Below are 21797 nucleotides of genomic sequence, written 5' to 3' on the forward strand. Positions count from 1 at the left end.
CGACGCCGGGGGAACGTTCCGTGCCGCCCGGCCGTCACGCGGCAAACAGGTTCTCCGCCATGAAATCGACGAAGGCACGCACCTTTGGCGAAAGATAGCGATTGGTCGGCCAAAGCACGCGGAACGTGCCGGTTTCGCGAAGGTAATCTTCCAGCAGCGAGACCAGCTTGCCTTCCGCCAGTTCAGGCGACACGGCAAAGGGCGGCAGGCAGGTGATGCCGAAGGAACGCTCCGCAAGAAAGATCAAGGGGTCGAGCGTACTCGCCACCGTGGTCACAGGCAGGTCCAGCTTCACCTCACGCCCGTCACGAACGAGCGGCCAGGGTTCGAGGCGGCCGGAATTGGCGTAGCGGTGATGAAGGCAGCGGTGCCCAAGCAGGTCCTCCGGCACCTCCGGCCGCCCATGAGCCGCGAGATATTCCGGCGAAGCGACGATCCGGTGCCGGAACGTCCCGAGCTTGCGGCTCATCAGGCGTGTATCCTTCACGTCGCCGGTGCGGATGACCGCATCGAAGCCCTCCTCGATCACATCGACCAGCCGATCGGTGAAATCGAGATCAAGATTGATCAGCGGATAGGCGCGCATGAAGTCCGATATGGTCGGCATCAGCAGCATGCCGGCGAGCGGCAGGCTGACGCGCAATTGCCCGCGCGGCGTCGCATGCGAGCGTGACAGTTGCGCCTGGGCCGTTTCGAATTCGGACTGGATGCGGCGGCAGGTGTCGAGAAAGAAGCTGCCGTCCTCGGTCAGCGCCATGCTTCTCGTCGACCGGTTGAAGAGGCGCACGCCCATCTCGTCTTCGAGCCGCGCGATCGCCTTGCCGACGGCCGAACCTGAAAGCCCTAGGCGATGCCCGGCGGCCACGAAGCTGCCCGCCTCTGCCACCTGAATGAAAATGCTGAGCGTTCCGAGCTTGTCCATCGCGCACCGATTACGGAATGTTTTTCCGAAGTGATGAGAATACGCGCTCGTTTATCCGCTATTTCTCTCCCGATATCCAGATGCCGTCGCGGTCGATACGCCGCGGCGTTTAAATGGAGAGAAGCATGACAACGATCCCTACCCCCACTTTCTCGGCGTCCCCCGTTCCGACGACCTTCGTCGTCAACGTCATCCACGCCCATCCGGGCAAGCAGGAAGAAGCCTTCGCCGTCATCCAGGACGTCGTGCACTACGTTGCCGAACGGAAGGAAGGTTTTCTGTGGAGCACGCTGTCGAAGAGCACCGACGGCGAGACCGTCGTCAATGTCGAGGCGATCCAGGGCACCGGAAATGTCGATGAGTTCTTCTCCGATCCGGTGTTCGCGGAGAAGTTCCGCAAGCTGGACGAAGTCTCCCGCAGCGAGTTTCACATCTATACGGTCGGCGATCTCGTGCTGCCTAAGCGCTGAGCCGCCGCCTGATCGCCACGCCCTGCGCCTTCACGCGAAGACGCAGGGACTCTTTCGCCTCTGTCATCCTGCCTTCTTCACCGGCGGGATGAGCCACGACCCGTCGAGAATGGAAGGCGGGCTGTCGTCGGGCCAATAGAGCCGCATCATCAGGATGAACTTGCCCTTCGGCGCCGGCAACCAGTTGTTTTCCTTGTCCTTGCCGGGTGATTCATTCTGGATGTAGATCTCCGTCGAACCGTCGGCATTGGCCTTGGGGCTGACGCGCGCGCTGATCGAATAGCGGTTGAGCGGATTGTCGACGAAGAAATAGTTCTCGTCGTACATGGTGATCGACCAGAAGCCCCGCACCGGCGGCAATTGCCCCTTGGGGAAGGTGACGACGTATTTGTTGGAGCCGTGATAGGCGCGGGAAACCAGACCGTCCCTGGACTTCAGCGACGTCGGATAGATCGCATCCTGCGGACGATTGGCGCCAAGCCCGATCGCCGTGATCAGCGCCCGCTGCAGATAGTTGGTGCCGTAGATGCCGGTCTTGGTGGTGAAGCCCCAGCCGTTGACGTTCTGGATGTCACCATCGCTGAACTTGAAGTGCAGCATGATGCGATGGAACGCCATGACGGGGATGCGCGACACGAAGGCGGCATCGAGCTTGCTCTTGTCGAAGTCCTGGCCCGGCACGATGCCGATTTCGGCAAATTTGGCGATCGCCTCGCCATCCGCCGCCGTCGGCGGATTGGTCTTCATCAACTCGCAAAGAAGCGTGAAATATTCGACCGCATCCATGCGATTGACCTGCTCGCGCACCGCCGTCTTCATGTCGATCGACGGATCGACCTTGCCGACCGGCGGCGTCCAGTCCTTTCCATAGGCGCTGAGCGGACAAAGCTTGCACTCGTCCTGAAGTGCATGCACCGCCGCATAGTCCTCCGGCGTGCCATCGCAATAGATGCGCCCGAGGATCCAGACGATGCCGGTTGACGATTTGTATTCGGTCACGCCGTCGGGAAGGCTTCCCTGCCAGCCCGGCCCGGTAATGGCATAGGCCTGCGCCCCGCCGCCGGTCGTGCGCTTGCCCGGCACCTGAAACACCGTCGTCCAGCCGTCGAGCATCGGAAACAGGAAGAAGCGATCCTTCATGTCGGGGATCGACAGCACCCACGGCTCCTTGCCCACATCGACGAAGGCTGTCGTGTACAGCGTATCGGCATTCGGCGCGGTGACATCCTTGAAGGATGCGTTCGGATATTCACGCAGCTTGATGACGTGGCCCATCGGCCCCTTGCTGCCTTCGGGCTTGGCCACATTGGTCACCACCCGGCGGGTCATTTCCGTCGTCACCAGTGGGTAGCCGTAGATATAGGCTTCCACCGCCAGCCAGAAATCATCGGCAGCCTCGACCGGATCGAAAAGCGGCGATTCCAGCGCGTTCGCAGGTAAGAACGATGCTGATGCAAGCAGGCCGGCGCCGCCCAAAGCGACGACGCGACGGGTCATGTCCATGTTTGCCTCCCCCTTTTTCTTTGGCGGGAGGAAGTTAGCATATACTAATAAGTACGACCAGACATTGTGTTCGGCCTGTCCTCGCGTAACCGCCTGAAGGGAGCATCGCCATTTTTCGATGGCCCCGACCACACCAGCAAATCTGCAACACCGCGTCGGAGTTGTCAGGCGGCGCTTGACGCCCTTCCTTTGGCGTCCTTAGATTTCACGAGCACCCTCGCCTGCCGTGGGTTGCGCGATCCGCAAGAAGCTCAAGTCTGGAGGCCCCGATGCGCCGAGTCACTTCTCAAGAAACCCAGATCCGAATTTTTGAGCAGCTGATGGGATATGCGCACATTGAATCTGGGCATCCTCGCCCACGTGGATGCAGGCAAGACTAGCCTTACGGAAAGACTCCTTTTTGACACCGGTGCGATCGACAGGCTCGGCAGCGTCGATAGCGGCAATACCCAGACCGACAGCCTTGAACTCGAACGGCAGCGTGGCATCACCATTGCCGCCTCCGTCGTGTCGTTCAGGCTTGGCGATCTGGTCGTAAACCTCATCGACACCCCCGGGCATCCGGACTTCATCGCCGAGGTCGAGCGCGTGCTGCAATCGCTCGATGCCGCCGTCGTGGTCGTCTCGGCGGTGGAAGGCGTGCAGGCGCAGACCCGCGTGCTGGTGCGCGCCTTGCGCCGCCTCGGCGTCCCCTTCCTGTTCTTCGTCAACAAGATCGATCGCCTCGGGGCGCGTCCCGCCGAAGTGGTCGAAGAGATCGCCAGCCAACTCTCGGTACGCCCCGTCATCATGTCGGCGGCGGTCGAGGTCGGCAGCCGACACGCGAGAACCGAGCCGATCGACTTTGCGCAGGAACCGCATTTTTCGGCACTTTCGGAGGCGCTTGCCGCCAATGATGAAGCCTTGCTCGACGATTATGTGCTGGCACCGGAGCGTCTGACTGTCGAGCGGCTGCGGAAGGCCTTGGCGACGCAGCTTGCCGAAGGCCTTCTGCACCCGGTCTATTGCGGCATCGCCATGACCGGCGTCGGCGTGCCGGGCCTGATCACCGCGATCGAGACGCTGTTGCCGGCGAAGGCGCCCGCCCCGGATGCACCGGTCGAAGGCCGGATCTTCAAGATCGAGCGCGGCTGGGGCGGTGAAAAGCTCGCCTTTCTCAACCTGACGTCCGGCACTGTCGCCACGCGCGACTATCTCGTCCTTTCCGGCGGCGCGGCGAAGGTGACCAGCATCCAGCTCTTCGACCAGGGTCGGCTGGAAAAGGTGGACCGGGTGACAGCCGGCCGCATCGCCAAGGTGGGCGGGCTTGCCCATGCCCGCATCGGTGATTGGGTCGGCGTCGACGGAACGCGTGCCGGAGCGTTTCATTTCGCCCCGCCGACGCTCGAAACCCTCGTGCGGCCGAGGCGCCCTTCGGACAACACGGCGCTGTGGCTTGCCCTTCAGCAACTGGCCGAACAGGACCCGTTCATCAACCTGCGCACCAGCGACGATGCCAGCGAGATGTTCGTTTCGCTCTATGGTGAGGTGCAGAAGGAGGTGATCGAGGCCACCCTGTCGGCCGATTTCGGGCTGGAGGCGCATTTCGAGGAAAGCACGGTCATCTGCGTCGAACGGCCCCTTGGCACCGGAACCGGCATCGAGATCATCTTCCGCGAGCCGAACCCCTTCCTTGCGACCGTCGGCCTCAGGATCGAACCGCGGCCGGCGGCAGCGGGCAACAGTTTTGCCCTCGAAGTGGATGTCGGCCAGATGCCTGCGAGCTTTTACCGGGCGGTCGAAGAGGCCGTTGCCGAAACGCTGAAGGCCGGGCTCTTCGGCTGGCAGGTGATCGATTGCCACGTCGCCATGACAGCGGCGCGCCAGACCTCGCCGGCCAGCACCGCCGTCGATTTTCGCCGGCTGACGCCGCTGGTGCTCGCCGAGGCGTTGTCTTCGGCCGGAACGGTCGTCTGCGAGCCGATCGACAGCTTCCGCCTTGAAGCGCCCGCGTCCGTCCTGACGGCCATTCACACGCTGCTCGCCAAGTCAGGCGCGTCGACGACGGATTCGATCATCGAAGGCGGCGTCGCCCGGCTTGCCGGAACGATCGCATCGGCCAACGTCCAGGGCGTCCAGCGGCAGTTGCCGGGGCTCACCAGCGGCGCCGGCGTGCTCGAAAACAGCTTCGATCACTACGCGCCGATCGCAGGCACGCAGCCTTCCCGGCCCCGGTTGGGCGCGAACCCGTTCGATCGGGCCAATTATCTCCGGAGCCTGCGATAACATAAGAACACCGCGCGCCTCTTCAGACGCGCGGTGCCACCATGCTCTTGCTTGATGATTGTACCTGGCTGGCAGCGGCGCAAAATGCTGCCGCCTGCCAAGCCGATCAGAACGCCAGGCGATTGCTGGACCAGACCGGGCCGAGGCGCTCTTCTTCCTTGAGCGTCGTCGAACCGTAGGAGAAGCGCAGGCCGCCGAAGAGGGTGCTGGTGTCGCCGGAAACCGAAGCGCTCAGCCCTGAAAGCTCTTCGTTGGTGTATTTGTAGCCGGCAAAGAGCGTGACGGGGAAAGCGTCCAGCCGGTAGTTGGCCGTCAGCTTTACGCTGCGCAGGTCGTAATCCAGGTCGTTTTCGCTCATGCGATGCAGCGAGCCGTCGACGTCGAAGCGCAGGTTGTCGGTCGCGTAGATGCGCGCGCCGAGCGAGCCCATGTAATGATCGGCATCGATGTCGTCGAAGTCTTCCACACTCGCCTGGCCGTAGCCGATCGCGCCATGCAGCGTCCAGGTATCAAGGAAGTAGGCCGCTTCGACGCCACCCATGTAATCGTTGAGGTCGAGGCCGATGCCCGGGTCGAGGCGTGCGCCTTGCACGAAGACGCCTGCCGCAAAGAGATCATTACGGTAGTAGCCGTGCAGCGCGCCGTCATAGCTGTTCGTGTCGATATCCTCAAAGGAGGCGCGCGTGTAGCCGAGATCGACCTGCAGGTTGAAGCCGGCGCCGGCGTCGAAGTTCACCGCACCGCGCAGGTCCCATGCATCCGCATCGATATCGCCGGGCGAGTCCACGGCCGCGCCGTAGGACGTCTCGACGTAGCCGACGATGCCGCCCGACGCCTGCTCCACCGGCACCTCATAGGCGTCCTGCGGCCCCACCAACGGACCATCGATATCGGCAGCCGCCGCGATCGAAACACTTGAAAGAAGAAAAATGACGAAACTGCTCGTCCTGACCATTGCCCCACTCCGGTTCAAACCCCGGAAATAAGGTAAACGAACACGGTTAATACAATCTCTACGGGAAGCAGAGCAGACGTCCTGCCAACATCGACACGATCCGGACACCGTGGCAGCCGTTCATCCCGCGAACGGCCTTCGTCCCGCTCGCCGCACAACACCTTGTCACCGCGCAAAACCGGCGGCTGCCCCTCATCCCGCGGTGAGGACTTACTCCTCATCCGCCCGGTGAGGACTAACTCCTCATCCGCCCGGTGACGACTTGCCCCTCATCCTGCCGGCACCTTCTCCCCGCTTGGCGGGGAGAAGGACATGCGTGGCACTCACTCCCTCGGCGACAAGCACCGCAATCCGGCCCCCCGACCAAACACATTTGACCGTGACGGCGCTGCGTTCGAAATCACCGAGAACCGGGCTCGTACCCTCTCCCCGCCTGCGGGGAGAGGGTTAGGGTGAGGGGCAAGCAGAGTTGCTCCCGGGTTAAACCTGGGGAGATGGGCAAGGCCACCCCAAGGTTCGGCTAACAGCCCTTACTGGTTGGCGATCTTCTCGCGCAGGCGCTCGTCCTGGGCGGCGATCTCCGGCGTCACCAAGTCGCCGAAATCTTCCATCTCGAAGACCGGGCGGATTTCGATTTCGCTCGGGCCCGGCATCGGGTTCGGGCAGCGCTTCACCCAGGCGATTGCCTCGGCCATGTCCTTGACGGTCCAGATCCAGAAGCCCGCGACCAGTTCCTTGGTCTCGGCAAAGGGGCCATCGATGACCATGCGGTCGGCGCCGTCGAAGGCGACGCGGGCGCCACGCGACGAGGGATGCAGCCCCTCGCCCGCCTGCATGATGCCGGCATTGACCAGTTCCTCGTTGTACTTGCCCATGGCTTCCAGCAGCTCGGTCGAGGGCATGTTGCCCGCTTCGCTGTCCTTGGTCGCCTTTACGAAAACCACTACGCGCATTGTCCATTCTCCTCTGTCACGCCAGTCCCGGTCCTCGTGACCTCTGGGGGTGCCGGCGTGGTGAAACCCAAATAGTGAGAGCAGGCTGCGGGCGAAAGACCCGCGCGGATTTTTTTCCTATCCCGCTCCGGTGGAGGAAGCCAGATTGCCTCCCTGCCTAAATGACGAACGGGAAATGGCGGCGCCGACAGCGGTGTCGTTTTTTTTCCGAAATAAGATTGGCGGGGGGAAATGAAGAGAGAAAAGCGCTGCTCGACAAGTCCATCGCCGCAGATCCGAACGTGCGCCGTTGGCTCAAGAACCCCCAAGCCACTCCCCTCATCTGGCGGCTTGGCACGAGGCCGGCCCCCACCCACCCTCATCTCTGTGCTCGTCACAGAGATCCAGCAGCCGTGCGTCGGCACGGTGGGAAGTACGGTCTTGGCACGACGCCTCTTGGGAACCAGGTCCCTCGCGCCGCCGACGCGACGCGGCTGAATTCCTGTGACAAGCACAGGAATGAAGGACGCACTGCCCAAGAACCGTAAAAAAGAGGGCCACACCGCACCGGCATGGCCCTGGAGAATTCAATGCGGCTCAGGTGGGCCGGCGCGTCTTACTGCGCCTGCATATGCAGATCCGCCATCGCCTGCCTCAGATCATCGATCGGCGTCTGATTGGCCATCTTCTTGCCCTCCAGTTCCGGCGGCATCTTCCAGCCTGGATCGATGCCTTCCATGTTGGGCAGCTCGTGGGCGATGCCCTTATGGCAATCGATGCAGGTGGCCTTGCCCGAGAGCAGATAGCGGGTGTGGATCTCGGCCGCCCGCTGCGTCTGCTTCTGCAGGTCCATGGCGACGGAGGAATGGCAGTTGCGGCATTCCAGGCTGTCATTGGCCTTCATGCGCGCCCATTCGTGCTGCGCCAGTTCCAGCCGCTTCTCGAGGAATTTCGGCCTGGTATTGATCGTGCCAAAGATCTTGCCCCAGACTTCCTTCGAAGCCTGCATCTTGCGGGCGATCTTGTCGGTCCATTCATGCGGCACGTGGCAGTCCGGGCAACTGGCGCGCACGCCCGAGCGGTTGGAGAAGTGGATGGTGCGCGTCAGCTCCTGATAGACGTTGTCGTGCATCTCATGGCACGAGGTGCAGAACTTTTCGGTGTTGGTGAGTTCCAGCGCCGTGTTGAATGCACCCCAGAACATGACGCCGCCGATGAAGCCGCCGAGCGTGAGGAAGCCAAGGCCGAGCGTGCCGGCCGGCGTCTTCATGATGCCCCAGGCCCAAAGGATGATTTTCCTGATCCATGCGATCATGTCGTCACTCGCTTCCGGCCGGCTTGAAGCCCAGTTCGCTCATGTCCTTGAAATTGCTCGGCACCAGCGGGCTGGTATCGGCCTGCGGCACGTGGCAGGCGGTGCAGAAGTAACGCCGGGGCGAAACGTCGGCGATCATCTGCCCGTCGCGCGTCATGTAGTGGGTGACGCTGATCATCGGCGCACCCGAATCCTGCGTGAACTCGCGCTTGTGACAGGACAGGCACCGGTTGGCATTGACCGAAAGCTCGTAGCCCTCGATCGAATGCGGAATGACCGGCGGCTGATCGGGATAGGCGCGCATCTTGCGCTTGTCGTCGACCACCCATTTCGGCAGCGGTGCCGCCGCTTCCGTCGCCATCTGCGGCGTCGGCCCTTCGAGCTGCGGCACCAGTTTTTCCGCCACTTGGGCGACGGCCGCCGTCGTGACGAACATCAGAAGGCCAGCCGCAAGGGCCATCCATGCGGGCCGTTTGGCAACGGCCCGAACCAGCCGTGACCACCCTAGAGGGTGACGGGAAGAATCTTGACCGCGCATTTTTTGAAATCCGTCTGTTTGGAGATGGGATCGGTGGCGTCGAGGGTAACCTTGTTGATCAGCTGGCTGGCGTCGAACCAGGGAACGAAGACGACGCCGGGCGGCATGCGGTTGCGGCCGCGGATGTCGACGCGTGAGCGGATCTCGCCGCGGCGCGAGACGATGCGCACTTCCATGCCCTGGTTGATGCCGCGCTTGCGGGCATCCTCCGCGTTCATGAAGACGCGCGCGCCCGGAAACGCCTTGTAGAGTTCCGGCACCCGCATGGTCATCGAGCCCGAGTGCCAGTGTTCCAGCACGCGGCCGGTCACCAGCCAGGTATCGTATTCGTCGTCGGGAGATTCGGCCGGCGGCTCGTAGGGCACCGCAAGGATGATCGCCTTGCCGTCCTTGTTGCCATAGAACTTCACGCCCTCGCCCGGCTTCACATAGGGGTCGAAGCCCTCGCGGTAGCGCCAGCGCGTCTCCTGGCCGTTGACCACAGGCCAGCGCAGCCCGCGCACCTCGTGATAGGTGTCGTAGGGCGCCAGATCATGACCATGGCCGCGTCCGAAAGTGGCATATTCCTCGAACAGCCCCTTCTGGATGTAGAAGCCGAAATCCTTGGCTTCGTTGTTGTCGTATTCGGCGCTGACATCGGTCAGCGGGAAACGATCGACTTCGCCGTTCTTGAACAGAACCTCGAACAGCGTCTTGCCGCGATATTCGGGGCTGGCGTCGAGGATCTCCTTCGGCCACACCTCGTCGGTGGTGAAGCGCTTGGAAAACTCCACCATCTGCCAGAGGTCCGAGCGCGCTTCGCCGCCCGCTTGCACCAGCTGGTGCCAGACATGGGTGCGCCGCTCGGCATTGCCGTAGGCCCCTTCCTTCTCCACCCACATGGCGGCGGGCAGGATCAGGTCGGCGCTCATCGCCGTGATCGTCGGATAGGCATCGGAAACGACGATGAAATTGTCCGGGTTGCGATAGCCCTGCCAGGTCTCGTTGGCGGTGTTCGGCCCCGCCTGGACGTTGTTGTTGACCTGCACCCAGTAGAAATTGAGCTTGCCGTCCTTCAGCATCCGGTCCTGCTGCACGGCGTGGTAGCCGGGCTTTTCCGGAATGATACCGTGCGGAATGCGCCAGATTTCTTCGGCGTGCTTCCGGTGCTCGGGATTGGTCACCACCATGTCGGCAGGCAGGCGATGGGCGAAGGTGCCGACCTCGCGCGCCGTGCCGCAGGCAGACGGCTGTCCGGTCAGCGAGAACGGGCTGTTGCCGGGCTCGGAGATCTTTCCGGTCAGAAGATGCAGATTGTAGACCATCTGGTTGGCCCACACACCGCGCACATGCTGGTTGAAGCCCATGGTCCAGAGCGACATGACCTTGCGGCTCGGGTCGGCATAAAGCTCGGCCAGCTGCTCCAGGAACTCCGGATCGACGCCGGTCATCTCGGCGGTCTTCTTCAGCGTATATTCGGAAACGAACTCCTTGAACGCCTCGAAATCCATCGGCTCGGTCTTGCCGGGGTCCTTGGAGTTTGCGGCATTCACCTCGACCGGATTGTCGGGCCGGAGACCATAGCCGATGTCGGTGACCCCGCGAGCAAACTTCGTGTGCTTGTTGACGAAGTCCTCGTTGACCTTGCCGGTCGTGATGATGTGGTTGGCGATGTAGTTGAGGATGACGAGGTCGGTGCCTGGCTTGAAGACGATCGGGATATCGGCCAGGTCCATGCTGCGATGGGTGAAGGTCGAAAGCACCGCGACGCGCACATGCGGCTGGCCGAGACGCCGGTCGGCGACACGGGTCCAGAGGATCGGGTGCATCTCCGCCATGTTCGAGCCCCAGAGCACGAAGGCATCGGCGTTCTCGAAGTCGTCGTAGCAGCCCATCGGCTCGTCCATGCCGAAGGTGCGCATGAAGGCGACGGCGGCGGACGCCATGCAGTGGCGGGCATTGGGATCGAGATTGTTGGAGCGGAAACCCGCCCGCATCAGCTTGGTCGCCGCATAACCCTCGAAGATCGTCCATTGACCGGAGCCGAACATGCCGACGGCCGTCGGGCCTTTCTCCTTCAGCACCTTCTTTGCCTGCTCGGCCATGACGTTGAAGGCCTCGTCCCAGCTGACGGGCTCGAACTCGCCGTCCTTGGCGTAAGTGCCGCCGCGCTTCCTTAAGAGCGGCGTCGTCAGGCGGTCGTTGCCGTACATGATCTTGGAAAGGAAATAGCCCTTGATGCAGTTGAGGCCGCGGTTGACCTCGGCCTGCATGTCGCCGTGGGTGGCGACAACCTGGCCTTCCTTCACGCCCACCATCACGCCGCAGCCCGTGCCGCAGAAGCGACACGGCGCCTTGGACCACTTGATTTCCAGCGCGTTGACGCCGCCCGGCACCGGCTGTGCGGCGGCAGGCAGCGCAATGCCGGCCGTGGCGGCGGCGATGCCGGCCGCATGGGCCTTCAGAATGTCACGCCGCGTCAGTTCTCCGCTCATGGCTCCTGCCCTTCCTCTTCCATTTCCACATGCTCGAAAACCATGTTGGCCGAGATCACCCCGTCGAGCAGCGAGATCTGAGTCAGCCGTTCGCCGAGCGCGCCCGTGCTTCTGCCTTCGATGACGACGACGATCTTGCCGCCGCCATGGCCATGGATTTCGACGTTTTCCACTCCCGCGAGCGTCGCCAGGATCGCTTCGGTGCTCTGCGGCATCGTGGCGACCACGGCGCTCGAAATGTGATAGGGCGTACCCGCCTTTGCCGCTGCGGCCTCAGACATGCGCCACCTCCACTTCCAATGCCTTCACTGCAATCGCACTCACCGGGCAGCCACTGAGGCAGGCGCCGCAGCCGGTGCATCGGTCTTCGTTGATCTCAGGCAGAAACGGCCCGCCGATACGCGGGCGAAAACGGATCGCCTGCTCCGGACAGCTTTCGCCGCAGGACTGGCAGGCAATGTATCGGCGCGCGAGACAGGTATCGGTGACCGCGGCGACATGCGGGAAACGGCGCACGGCCTTCTCGGTGAATACCGGCTCGGGACAGGCTTCCTCGCAGGCACCACAGAAGGTGCATTCGCCGCCCGAAAAGTCGACGAAGGGAAGACCGTCAGAAAGACGGATTATGGCGGTGGGACATCGCTCCGCACAGGCGCCGCAACCGGTGCAGGCGGCAAGGCTGAGCTCCGAAACGCCCGGCGGGCGGATGCGGACGGGCTTTGCGGCAGCGCGGCCGGTAAAAAATTCACGGCGTGAGAGAGGTTCGACCTTCATGGCTCGACCTCAATGCCCGGGCGGGCCCGGCGGGCCAAAGATGATCTGCAGCATCCAGACGAGGAAACCATAGCCGCCGACAATGCCGACGGCGACGATCGGCCAGATGCCGAAGGCGAGCACGAAGAAGGTAATCAGCTCCGCGCGTCGCGAGCGCGGCGGCTTTTCGATCGGCTGTGCCTGAACGACTTCCGGCATTCCTGCGTCCCCCAACACAATCCAAGGTAAGATGCGCCACCGGAAATAAAAATCAATCCCGTGACCGGCCGATGACAGCTTTTCACCGTGCCTCAGAGTAAATGCCGAACAGAAGGGGTCATTGATCTGTGTCAAATTGACAGAAAACTGGCACCGGAATTCCCGAGAAATTCTCACGCGTCGTTCCGGCATAACTTGCGGACGCCAATCAGTTTTTGCGAATATCGATATATTTCTAGAAATACATCGCCTCATGCCCGCTCGGCCGAACCGACCGGACATGCGGATACGGGACCAATCCTGCCGGCGGCGAGCGCAACCTGCCCCGACGGCAGAACCCGAGGCAACAGCCCTTGCAACCCTGGGCTTTGCAGCCTACTTCTTGGCGCATGACACAGCTGATCGAAATCGGAACCGCGCGCGTGCTGCAATGCGCTGTCGATGGCCCTCTGCTTGCGGCACCGGGCGACGCCAATGATTTTCTCGGCGACGGCTGGGCGCATGAGGCCGACTTGCTGGCAGTCCCGGTCGAACGGCTGGGTCCCCATTTCCTCGATCTTTCGACCCGCGTCGCCGGCGAGGTGTTCCAGAAATTCGTCAACTACCGCATGCGGCTCGCCATCGTCGGCGATATCAGCACCAGGCTCGAAGCCAGCAAGGCGCTGACCGATTTCGTGCGCGAAACGAACAAGGGTGATTCGATCTGGTTCGTGCCGGATTTCGAAACGCTTCGCGCCCGGCTCGAGCGTTTGCCGACCGCCTGAACGCGGTAGTGTCTGACGATCAGTGCGGATCGATGGGGAGACCCGTGACAATGCGCCCATCCGCAGCGAACACTGGAAATCGCCCCGCGGTCACGCTGACGACCGATCGACTCGCGCTGCGCCCGACAACGCCCGCCGATGCGCAGCGCGCCTTTGAGATCCAGTCGGATTGGGACGTCACGCGCATGCTACGCATGGCGCAGTTTCCACCCGATCCCGACGACATGACCGTCTGGTTCGGTGTGCACCGGCAGGAATGGATCGCCGGCACGGCCTTTCGATTTGCCATCGAGCGCAAAGGCCACATGATCGGCCTGGTCGATCTCGACGAGATCGACGGCGAAGAAGGCGAACTCGGCTACTGGCTGGAGAAGCCAAGCTGGGGCCAGGGCTATGCCTTCGAGGCAGCGCAGGCAGTGGTGTCCTTCGCCTTCGAGCAGCTCGGGCTCGCGAGGCTGAAATCAGGCCACGCGGCCGACAATCCGGCCTCCGGCAAGGTCCTGCTCAAGCTCGGCTTTCGCCCTGAGAAAACCATGCGGAAGGCCTCCCGCTCGAGGGGCGAAGAGATCCTCCACCAGAGCTACAGCCTCGCGTCAGAGGCGTGGCGCAATCGGTCGGGTGCCGATCGCTGAGCGGCGGCGTGTCGGTGCGGTCCGTCTTTTGCGGGATCATCACTCTCCAGCTGGCTCCGCGGCGACGGCCCGTTGTGCGCGCCTGAACGCCCTGCCCGCAACGGCAATCGCCAGCGCGGTCACGGTCAACAGCCCAGCCACAGCAAAGGTCACCTGCATGCCCCTGGCGACCAAGGCTGGCGCCGCCCCGGCCATGTCGCTTGCCACCACGGCTGAGGCAAAGACCGCGCCCATGACCGATGCGCCGGTGACGAGGCCGAGATTGCGCGAAAGGTAGAGCAGGCCGGAAACGACGCCGCGCCGGTCCGCGCTCACATCCGCCATGACCGCCGTATTGTTGGCCGCCTGGAACAGCTGGTAGCCGGGCGTCAAAAGCGCGATCGCCGCGACATAACCGGCAACGCCAAAAAGCCCGGGCAGCAGCACAAGCGCCGCGCAGCCCGCAACCATCGCGGCAAGACCGATCGTGACTACGAAGCCCGCGCCCAGGCGATCGACGATACGGCCGGCGACCACGCCACCGAAGGCCGAGATGACGGGACCGACCGACAGGACGAGCCCGACCATCGCCGCATCGAGCCCCAGCCCGCGCGACAGATAAAACGGCCCGACCACCAGCGTCGCCATCATCACGGTCGAGACCAGCGCATTGGTCGAAAGCCCGCGGCTGAAAACCGGATCACGCAACATCGCCGGCCGGATCAGCGGCGAGGCTACCTTGGTCTCGACCCGCAGGAACAGTGCAAGACCCAAAACGGCGGCCGAAAGCAGCGCGACATTGAGCATGCCGAAACTGCCGCGGCCCACCGTCATCGCCAATGCATAGGCGCCCAGCGAAAGCGCAAGCAGCAAGGTGCCGGCGACGTCGAAGCGTGGGCGTTCCCTGCCCTCATACCCCTTGTCCGCCGGCAGATACCGATGGGCGAGCACGAGCGCCAGAAGCCCCAACGGCACGTTGACGAGAAAGATCGCCCGCCAACCGGGCCCGGCAATCAGCGCGCCGCCGAGCGACGGCCCGAGCGCTGTGCCGATGGCCGACATGGTGCCGAGCAAGCCCATGGCGCTGCCGGTCTTCTCCTTCGCCACCGTCTCGCCGACAAAAGCCATGGTCAGCGCCATCATGATCGCAGCCCCGATGCCCTGCATCGCTCGCGCCGCGACGAGCAGCGGGAAAGCGGGCGTCAGGCCGCAAAGCACCGAGGCTGCGATAAAGAGCGCGATGCCGGCAAGCAGCAGCCGCCGCCGGCCGACGATATCGCCAAGCCGCCCGACGCTGACGATCAGCGTGGTGATGGCAAGCAGATAGGCAAGCACCACCCATTGCACCGCCTGGAACGAGACACCAAAAGCGTCCGCCAGCGCCGGAAGCGCCACATTGGCGCTGCTGGTGCCAAGCGAAGAGAGCAGCATCGACAGCGACAGGCTGGTGAGCACGCAGCGAACCGAGGCGGAGGCGGGAGCGTTTGCAGTCTTCGTCGCGCTCATCGGCCACATGCTGCACGCGAGGTTTCGCGCCGATCATTTGCGGCGCGGGAAATCGCGGGAAAACAAGGCGGTAGCGCGCCTTCATGATTCAAAATATGCGGCAACGACTTCCGATCAGACAGGGAGGGGGCGGGCATTAGTGGGCATGAGATCATCGAAAAACCCTCCAAGGTCAGTTCTCCGAAAAAATAGACCTCGGCTTCATGTGGCGGAAGACGCAGCATTTGCACTTTATTCGTGCGTTTGACGCCACATCATGAGCCAACTGTGTTATGGATGGGCATGACCAGACCGGATCTCAACCTGCTCGTGACCCTCGACGTGCTGCTTGCGGAAGGCAGCGTCGCCCGCGCCGCCAGGCGCCTGCGGCTCAGCCCCTCGGCCATGAGCCGGGCGCTGGCAAGGCTGCGCGAGGCGACCGGCGATCCGCTGCTGGTGCGCGCCGGCCGCGGCCTCGTTCCGACGCCGAGGGCGCTGGAACTGCGCGATCGCATCGGCCCCATCGTCGATGCGGCCGAAGCCTGCCTTCGCCCGGCCGAGAGCCTGGACCTGAAGACGCTTTCCCGCACCTTCACGCTCAGGAACCGCGAGGGTTTCGTCGAAAACTTCGGCGCTGCACTGATTGCCCGTGTCGAGCGAGAGGCGCCCGGCGTGCGTCTGCGCTTCGTGCAGAAGCTCGACCGGGAAAGCAGCCCGCTTCGCGAAGGAACCGTCGATCTCGAAACTGCCGTTGTCGGCGACATGACGGGCCCGGAGCTTCGCGCCCAGGCCCTCTTCCACGACCGTTTCGTCGCCGTGGTCCGCCCGGGCCATCCGCTGACATCAGGCGAAGTGACGCCCGCCCGCTACGCCGAAGGCCACCACATCCATGTCTCGCGCCGCGGCAACGACGTCGGCCCGATCGACACTGCCCTCCAGGCCCTCGGCCTTAGCCGCAAGATCACCGCTTCCGTCGGCAGCTTCTCCGAGGCCCTGGCGCTTGTCCGCGCCACCGACCTCGTCGCCAGCGTGCCCGAGCGCTACACCGGAAGCCTGCGCGAAAACCTCGTCACCTTCCCCCTGCCCGTCAGCCTGCCCGAAATCACCATTTCGTTGCTCTGGCACCCCCGCCTCGACGCCGATCCGGCGCACAGGTGGCTAAGGGGATGCGTGCGGGAGGTCTGCGCCGTGTGACGCGCCGCGCGGCAAGAGGCCAGGCCCCGAGCGCATACCGATGCGCCCCCAAGGACCTACGGTTGCCTGCAACAGGCCATCGGGGTATCAGCCCAATCCCGGCCGCAAATGCGCCGCCTCGCCAGCGCACCTCAAACCCGCACACAGGAGAACGCGATGTTCGACCACGTCAAATTCGGTGTCCGCGACTATGCGGCAAGCCTCGACTTCTACCTGAAGACGCTCGAACCGCTCGGCGTTTCGGTGGTCGATCATGGCGCGCATGGCGTGGAGATGAGTACGGACGGCAAGTCGTCGCTGTGCCTCTACCAGACCGAGGAATCGCCGGCGCACCTTCACCTCGCCTTCATGGCCACGACCCGTGAGCAGGTCGACGCCTTCTACAGCGCAGCCCTTGCGGCCGGCGGCAGGGACAACGGCGCGCCGGGCCTGCGCCCGCGCTACCACGCCAACTATTACGCCGCCTTCGTTTTCGATCCGGATGGCCACAACATCGAGGCTGTCTGCCACGAGCCTGAGGCCTGATCCGACCAAGATCGCGGCAAGGAGCCGCCATCGATGCCCGGCAAACGAGTTGGGCCTTGATGGCGACAGGCTGAAGTCTACGTCGCGTTGCGCCCCCGCTTCAGGGCGGACGGCGCGACGCTCAAAACCAATAGCGTCTCATCCGCGCCAGGAATTCGACCGTCGTCACGGGAAAGCCTGAGCCACTGCCGATGACGGAATCGATGCCGCAACGGGGACAGATCGCCGTTGTGTCATCGTCGATCCATTCGTTTATCTCGGCCGCCGGAAAGATCTCGCAACAATAGAAGCATCCGCAGGACGGGCTCGCTTCGATTTCCGCTCGATGGTTGGCGCAATGCTTGTGCGCCTGAATGATTGTCTCGTCCATACCGCAATCATTGGCGCGCGCATAACCGGTTGTCCAGTGACCGCTGCACGCAACGCACGGGCGTGTAGGCCGCCTTGGTGACCTTTGGCAGCGAATGACGTGACGGCGCAGCCAACGCCTGGCGGAATGACAGAGGCGCTTCGAGCTACGTCCTCTTGAGGTTAAGCTGCCCCGCAGCGATCTTTAAATTGCTGCCTGTCTTTGTCCTAAAGTCGAGCGCGATTTGAGGAGACGGGCAGTCGGCTTCGATCGAACGGGGACCGGACAGGCACTGTCGGCTGATGGACGCAACGGTGCTCAAGGCGCCCGAGGGTTCGGCCGCTTGCTACTTGCCGACCTCGATCACGAGCGGGTAGCCCTCGTCATCCCACTCCAGAAATCCGCCGGCGAAATAGTAGACGCGGGTGTAGCCCCAGGCGATCGCCTTGGCCGACGCATAGGCGGCATGGGTGCAGTTTCGGCCCTGACAATAGAAAGCGACCTCGTCTGCCTTTCCCACCACCTTGGCGAGGCTTTCCTTCGATAGCGCGGTCAGCAGCGACAGATTGACCGCCTTGGGGAGATGGCCAATGTCATAGGTGAGCGGCGCCCGCACATCGATGAAGGCGACGCCGCGCGCAAGCAGCGCTTTCACTTCCGCAACGTCGACCTTTATCGTTCGCTCGACGCTGAGCTCGGCCTTCGTCAGCGAAATGAACTTGGCATAGTCGTCGAAGGCAAGGTCCGTGCCGGCCCCTTCCGGCAATCCGGCCTTGCGAAGTCCCTCCTGCAGCCGCGCGATATAGGGCCTGTGGTAGCTGAAGGCGCTGCCATACCAGTCATAGGCGCTTTCCTGGACGGTGAGCGGATCTCCCAGCGAGGACGCCGCCAGCTTGTTGTACTGGTCGACCAGCCTCTGAATGTCGCCCGTGCGGCCGAGATGTCCATAGCTCGAAGTCAGCGTGGCGTAATCCCCCAAGAGTTCGGAGCTTTTCTCGAGCACCCGCTCGTAAGTGGCGGCGGCCTCGTCGTATTTGCCTTGAGAAAACAGCGAGACGGCGAGCATGCGCAGCGTTGCCCGCGTCGGGTGAGGATCGAACCGCATCGCCAGGCGCGCCTCCTGTTCCGCCTCCGTCGCGCGTCCCGTCGCGTTGAGGATCCGCGCCATGCCGACATGGTTGTCGGGATCGTTGGGTGCTAGCATCATCGCTCGGTCGATGGCGGCGAAGGCTTCGTCGTAACGCCCCTGCTGCGCAAGCACCTGCGCCGAGACGGCATAGGCAAGCGGCGTCGGCCTCTCCATCGCCTTTGCGAGATTTCTGGCGAGGTTCCTGGACGCGGCCTCCCTACGGGAATAATCCCAGGAGAGGATGCTCGCCCGCCAGTTTGCCGCCGCCAGCGACGCGTAGGCGCGGCTATAGTGCGGGTCGAGCACGATCGCCTTCTGGAAAAATGCGGAAGCTGCGACCGTTTCCGCTTCGCTGTCGCGGCGAAGATGCTCCCAGCCGCGCAACAGGGTATCGTAGGCCTTCGGGTTCGTCGTTTCCGGCACCGCCGCCACGTTCTTTTCGGCACTCGTCAGCTTCACGGAGAGCGTCGAGACGATCTGTCCTATCACCTTGTCCTGCAGCCCGAACACGCCGCTCATTTCCCCATCATAGCGCTCGGCCCACAGGTGGTGCCCGTCGATCGCGTCGATCAATTGGGCATTGACCCGAACCTGGTTTCCCTCCCGACGGACGCTGCCCTCAAGGATATAGTGGACGCCCAGTTCCGCCCCCACCTGCTGCGCCTTGGTGGGCTTGCCCTTGTAGGCAAAGGTCGAGTTGCGCGCGATGACGAAGATGCCCGACAGTTTCGACAGTTCGGTGATCAGGTCGTCGGTCATGCCGTCGGCGAAGTAGCTTTGCGCTGAATCGGAGCTGAGATTTTCGAAAGGCAGCACCGCGATCGAGGGCGTCTGCGGCAGCGGCAAGGCGCTCCGCGCAACGGACGCGGGCTCGACGCTCGCGCGCCTCTGCACCAGCCACGTCGCGGCAAGGCCGGTCGCAACGATCACGGCCAGCGCAGCGGCAATGCGCCAGCCGCGAAGGGTCTCGAAGGTGAAGCGCCGACTCTTGAGATCTCCGTCGAACTGCACCCGGTAGACGCGGACGGGCCGCTGGATGTTCTTCACGTGATGCTCGCCAATGAACTCCAGCGGCAGTTCGAACTTGCCCTGCAGGTGGTCGAAGGCGGTGCCGGAGACGAACAGGCCCCCTGGCTCGCACATCTGCTCGAGGCGGGCTGCGACGTTGACGCCGTCGCCGAGCAGATCATCCCCCTCGACGACGACATCGCCGAGGTTGATGCCCATGCGCAGCAGCAGCCGATGCTCGCGCGGGATATCCGCCTGGCGCGCCGCAACCCTGTTTTGCGACGCGACCGCACAGGCGACGGCATCGACGACGGAGCCGAATTCGACGATCGCACCGTCGCCCATCAGTTTGACGATGCGGCCGTGGTAGTCCTGCATGAGGGGATCGAAGATGTCGCAACGCCACGCCTTGATGGCTGCGAGCGTACGGGCCTCGTCGGCCTCCATCAGCCGCGAGTAGCCGACAACGTCGACGGCAAGAATGGCCACCAGCCGCCGTTCTGCGCGAACTGCTTCCATAGCCACCTCTCCCGACGGTGCAGCAGGCTCCGCAATTGCGTTGTCAGGGGCGGAAACGCATCCTCCTCGCCTCCGGATCCGTGCTCGCGTCCACGCGCAGGCCTTGAGCGCGCGGGCCCGCTTTTCACCCCGCCCCCGCCTTCACCAGCCCCTCGCGCAGATGCTGCAGGTCCTCCTCCTGCGCATAGTGCATGGTCGCCAGAAAGGTCTCGATCTCGAAGCTCGGCGCCAGCGCCTTGACCTTGCCGATATGCGCGCCCGCCGCAATCGCGTCACCGCGCCAGCCGTGGCAGGCGGCGACGAAGGCGTGCTGGGTCTCGTCCATCGAGGTCAGGTGCATGAAGGCCTCGATCGCCTCGCCATATCGGCGCGCGGCGAAATGCGCCTTGCCGAGGTGGCTCCAGAAGCGTTCCGGGTGGTGCGGGTTGAGGCGCATCGCCTTCAGGATCCATTCCGCTCCCTCCTCCGGCCGGCCGAGCCAGGTCAAGAGTTCGCCCTGCTGCACCACGACGAGGTCGTAATTGGGGTTGAGGAACAGCGCCCGCTCCTGGTGATAGCGCGCCGTCGTCAGTTCGTTGGTGTTGACGTTGACGGCGGCAAGGATGCGATGCACGTCGGCGTCGTTGTCGTCGAGCGCAAGCGCCCGTTCGAGCTCGGCATTGACCTCGGCCCAGGTCGCCTCCTTGTCGGCACACCAGCCGTAGACCCAGGATTGCCCGAGGATGCAGGCCCGCCAGGCATGCGCGTGGGCATAGCCGGGATCGAGCGAAACGGCACGGTCGATCAACGCCTGCGCCTGCCTGTTGTCGTCGGCACTGCTGCGGTGATGCAGCACCTTGGCGGCAAGCGCACATTCGTAGGCCGCCATGTTGGCCGGCTTGGTGCGCGAAAGCTGGTCGCGCTGGGCTGCCTCCAGCCGACCGGGCACGGTCGCGGCGATCGCCGCCGTCACCTCGTCCTGAATGGCGAAGATGTCATCGAGCTGCCGGTCGTATTTGTCGGCCCAGATTTGTGCGTCGTTGACCGCGTCGATCAACTGGACGGTGACGCGCACCCGCTCGCCGATCTTGCGCACGCTGCCTTCCACCAGATATTGCGCCCCGAGGCTGGCGGCCACCTCGCGCACGTTGACCGACTGGTTCTTGTAGACAAAGGAGGAGTTGCGCGAGATGACGAAGAGCTCATGCCTTCGCGAAAGCTCGGTAATGATGTCCTCGGTCAGCCCGTCGGCGAAGAACTCCTGGTCGGGATCGCCGCTCATATTGTCGAAGGGCAAGACAACGATCGTCGGTTTGCAGACGCCCTTTTTCGCTTCGCCCCCCCCCGTCGAGGCCGGAAGGTCCAGACCCTCGAGACCGACGCGGTAGAGGCGCACCGGCCGGCTGATGTTCTTCAGCGTCTTCTCTCCGAGATCTTCGATCGGCAATTCCAGCCGGTCAGCCACTTGTGTCGCCACTGCTGCTGTCACGCAGATGCCGCCGACTTCGGCCAGCTGCTCGGCGCGCGCGGCAATGTTGACGCCGTCGCCGAAGATGTCGTCGTCCTCGAAGATGATGTCGCCAAGATTGATGCCGATGCGGAATTCGATCCGCCGGTCCTCCGGCACATCGGAGTTCCGCCTCTTCATGCGCTGCTGGATCTCGACCGCGCATTTGACCGCATCGGTCACGCTCTGGAATTCCACCAGCAGCCCGTCGCCGGTGGTCTTGATCAGCCGCCCCTTGTTCTTGGCGATCGCGGGATCGATGAGCTCGATGCGGTGGGTGCGGAGCCGCGCAAGCGTGCCCGCTTCGTCGGCCTCCATCAGCCTGGAGTAGCCGGCCATATCGGCCGCCAGCACTGCGGCTAATCTCTGCTCCATGGGCTT

General features: G+C 63.5%; 19 protein-coding genes. 6 read left to right on the forward strand and 13 right to left on the reverse strand.

Annotation, left to right across the window (positions count from 1 at the left end):
• Positions 1–34 precede the first annotated feature (34 nt).
• Entirely contained in the window at positions 35–922 is an 888-nt protein-coding gene (locus IB277_RS09805; RefSeq protein ID WP_060583237.1) for a LysR family transcriptional regulator, read from the reverse strand.
• Between the two features lie 125 nt (positions 923–1047).
• Between IB277_RS09805 and IB277_RS09810 the strand changes: the two genes are divergently transcribed.
• On the forward strand, positions 1048–1392 hold the full coding sequence (locus IB277_RS09810) for an antibiotic biosynthesis monooxygenase (protein WP_034793159.1): 345 nt from the start codon (positions 1048–1050) through the stop codon (positions 1390–1392).
• Positions 1393–1455: 63 nt separating this feature from the next.
• On the opposite strand, the gene IB277_RS09815 is transcribed toward IB277_RS09810, so the two are convergent.
• On the reverse strand, positions 1456–2895 hold the full coding sequence (locus tag IB277_RS09815) for a DUF1254 domain-containing protein (protein WP_090294165.1): 1440 nt from the start codon (positions 2893–2895) through the stop codon (positions 1456–1458).
• 327 nt (positions 2896–3222) lie between these two features.
• Between IB277_RS09815 and IB277_RS09820 the strand changes: the two genes are divergently transcribed.
• Positions 3223–5160 carry a translation factor GTPase family protein gene (locus tag IB277_RS09820; protein WP_090294166.1) on the forward strand — a complete coding sequence of 646 codons (1938 nt, stop codon included), beginning with the start codon at positions 3223–3225 and terminating at the stop codon, positions 5158–5160.
• A gap of 106 nt (positions 5161–5266) precedes the next feature.
• Here the strand turns inward: IB277_RS09820 and IB277_RS09825 are convergent, their stop codons facing one another.
• From IB277_RS09825 to napE, 8 genes are all read right to left on the reverse strand, one after another.
• The gene (locus IB277_RS09825; RefSeq protein WP_034793150.1) at positions 5267–6115 is read right to left on the reverse strand and encodes a hypothetical protein; all 849 of its coding nucleotides are present in this window, start codon (positions 6113–6115) and stop codon (positions 5267–5269) included.
• 530 nt (positions 6116–6645) lie between these two features.
• On the reverse strand, positions 6646–7068 hold the full coding sequence (locus IB277_RS09830; RefSeq protein WP_060516071.1) for a YciI family protein: 423 nt from the start codon (positions 7066–7068) through the stop codon (positions 6646–6648).
• Positions 7069–7663: 595 nt separating this feature from the next.
• Positions 7664–8362 carry a NapC/NirT family cytochrome c gene (locus IB277_RS09835; protein WP_034793141.1) on the reverse strand — a complete coding sequence of 233 codons (699 nt, stop codon included), beginning with the start codon at positions 8360–8362 and terminating at the stop codon, positions 7664–7666.
• Between the two features lie 4 nt (positions 8363–8366).
• The gene (locus tag IB277_RS09840; protein ID WP_089043553.1) at positions 8367–8822 is read right to left on the reverse strand and encodes a nitrate reductase cytochrome c-type subunit; all 456 of its coding nucleotides are present in this window, start codon (positions 8820–8822) and stop codon (positions 8367–8369) included.
• Between the two features lie 44 nt (positions 8823–8866).
• Positions 8867–11374 carry a periplasmic nitrate reductase subunit alpha gene (napA, locus tag IB277_RS09845; RefSeq protein ID WP_060516070.1) on the reverse strand — a complete coding sequence of 836 codons (2508 nt, stop codon included), beginning with the start codon at positions 11372–11374 and terminating at the stop codon, positions 8867–8869.
• On the reverse strand, positions 11371–11655 hold the full coding sequence (locus IB277_RS09850; RefSeq protein WP_192370966.1) for a chaperone NapD: 285 nt from the start codon (positions 11653–11655) through the stop codon (positions 11371–11373). The genes napA and IB277_RS09850 overlap by 4 nt, the downstream gene beginning before the upstream one ends.
• Positions 11648–12148: a ferredoxin-type protein NapF gene (gene napF / locus IB277_RS09855; RefSeq protein WP_034793131.1), complete on the reverse strand. Its 501-nt coding sequence runs from the start codon at positions 12146–12148 to the stop codon at positions 11648–11650. The genes IB277_RS09850 and napF overlap by 8 nt, the downstream gene beginning before the upstream one ends.
• A gap of 9 nt (positions 12149–12157) precedes the next feature.
• Positions 12158–12346: a periplasmic nitrate reductase, NapE protein gene (gene napE, locus IB277_RS09860; RefSeq protein ID WP_034793129.1), complete on the reverse strand. Its 189-nt coding sequence runs from the start codon at positions 12344–12346 to the stop codon at positions 12158–12160.
• Positions 12347–12735: 389 nt separating this feature from the next.
• On the opposite strand from napE, the gene IB277_RS09865 reads away from it, so the two are divergent.
• Positions 12736–13110, forward strand: coding sequence for a DUF4180 domain-containing protein (locus IB277_RS09865; RefSeq protein ID WP_034793127.1), 375 nt, complete (start codon positions 12736–12738; stop codon positions 13108–13110).
• Positions 13111–13160: 50 nt separating this feature from the next.
• On the forward strand, positions 13161–13742 hold the full coding sequence (locus IB277_RS09870) for a GNAT family N-acetyltransferase (protein WP_192370967.1): 582 nt from the start codon (positions 13161–13163) through the stop codon (positions 13740–13742).
• 39 nt (positions 13743–13781) lie between these two features.
• Here the strand turns inward: IB277_RS09870 and IB277_RS09875 are convergent, their stop codons facing one another.
• On the reverse strand, positions 13782–15227 hold the full coding sequence (locus IB277_RS09875) for an MFS transporter (RefSeq protein ID WP_246812722.1): 1446 nt from the start codon (positions 15225–15227) through the stop codon (positions 13782–13784).
• A 282-nt stretch (positions 15228–15509) separates the two neighbouring features.
• On the opposite strand from IB277_RS09875, the gene IB277_RS09880 reads away from it, so the two are divergent.
• Complete coding sequence (locus IB277_RS09880) at positions 15510–16400, forward strand: LysR family transcriptional regulator (protein ID WP_192370969.1); 891 nt, start codon at positions 15510–15512, stop codon at positions 16398–16400.
• Positions 16401–16556: 156 nt separating this feature from the next.
• Entirely contained in the window at positions 16557–16925 is a 369-nt protein-coding gene (locus tag IB277_RS09885) for a VOC family protein (protein WP_060583226.1), read from the forward strand.
• 695 nt (positions 16926–17620) lie between these two features.
• Here the strand turns inward: IB277_RS09885 and IB277_RS09890 are convergent.
• Complete coding sequence (locus IB277_RS09890) at positions 17621–19930, reverse strand: rhodanese-like domain-containing protein (protein WP_192370970.1); 2310 nt, start codon at positions 19928–19930, stop codon at positions 17621–17623.
• Between the two features lie 124 nt (positions 19931–20054).
• Positions 20055–21791 (reverse strand): adenylate/guanylate cyclase domain-containing protein, encoded by a 1737-nt coding sequence (locus IB277_RS09895; RefSeq protein WP_192370971.1) that lies wholly within the window; start codon positions 21789–21791, stop codon positions 20055–20057.
• Between the last annotated feature and the right edge of the window lie 6 nt (positions 21792–21797).

Origin of the sequence: Ensifer sp. ENS07, assembly GCF_014852185.1 — a bacterium.
GTDB lineage: Bacteria > Pseudomonadota > Alphaproteobacteria > Rhizobiales > Rhizobiaceae > Ensifer > Ensifer adhaerens.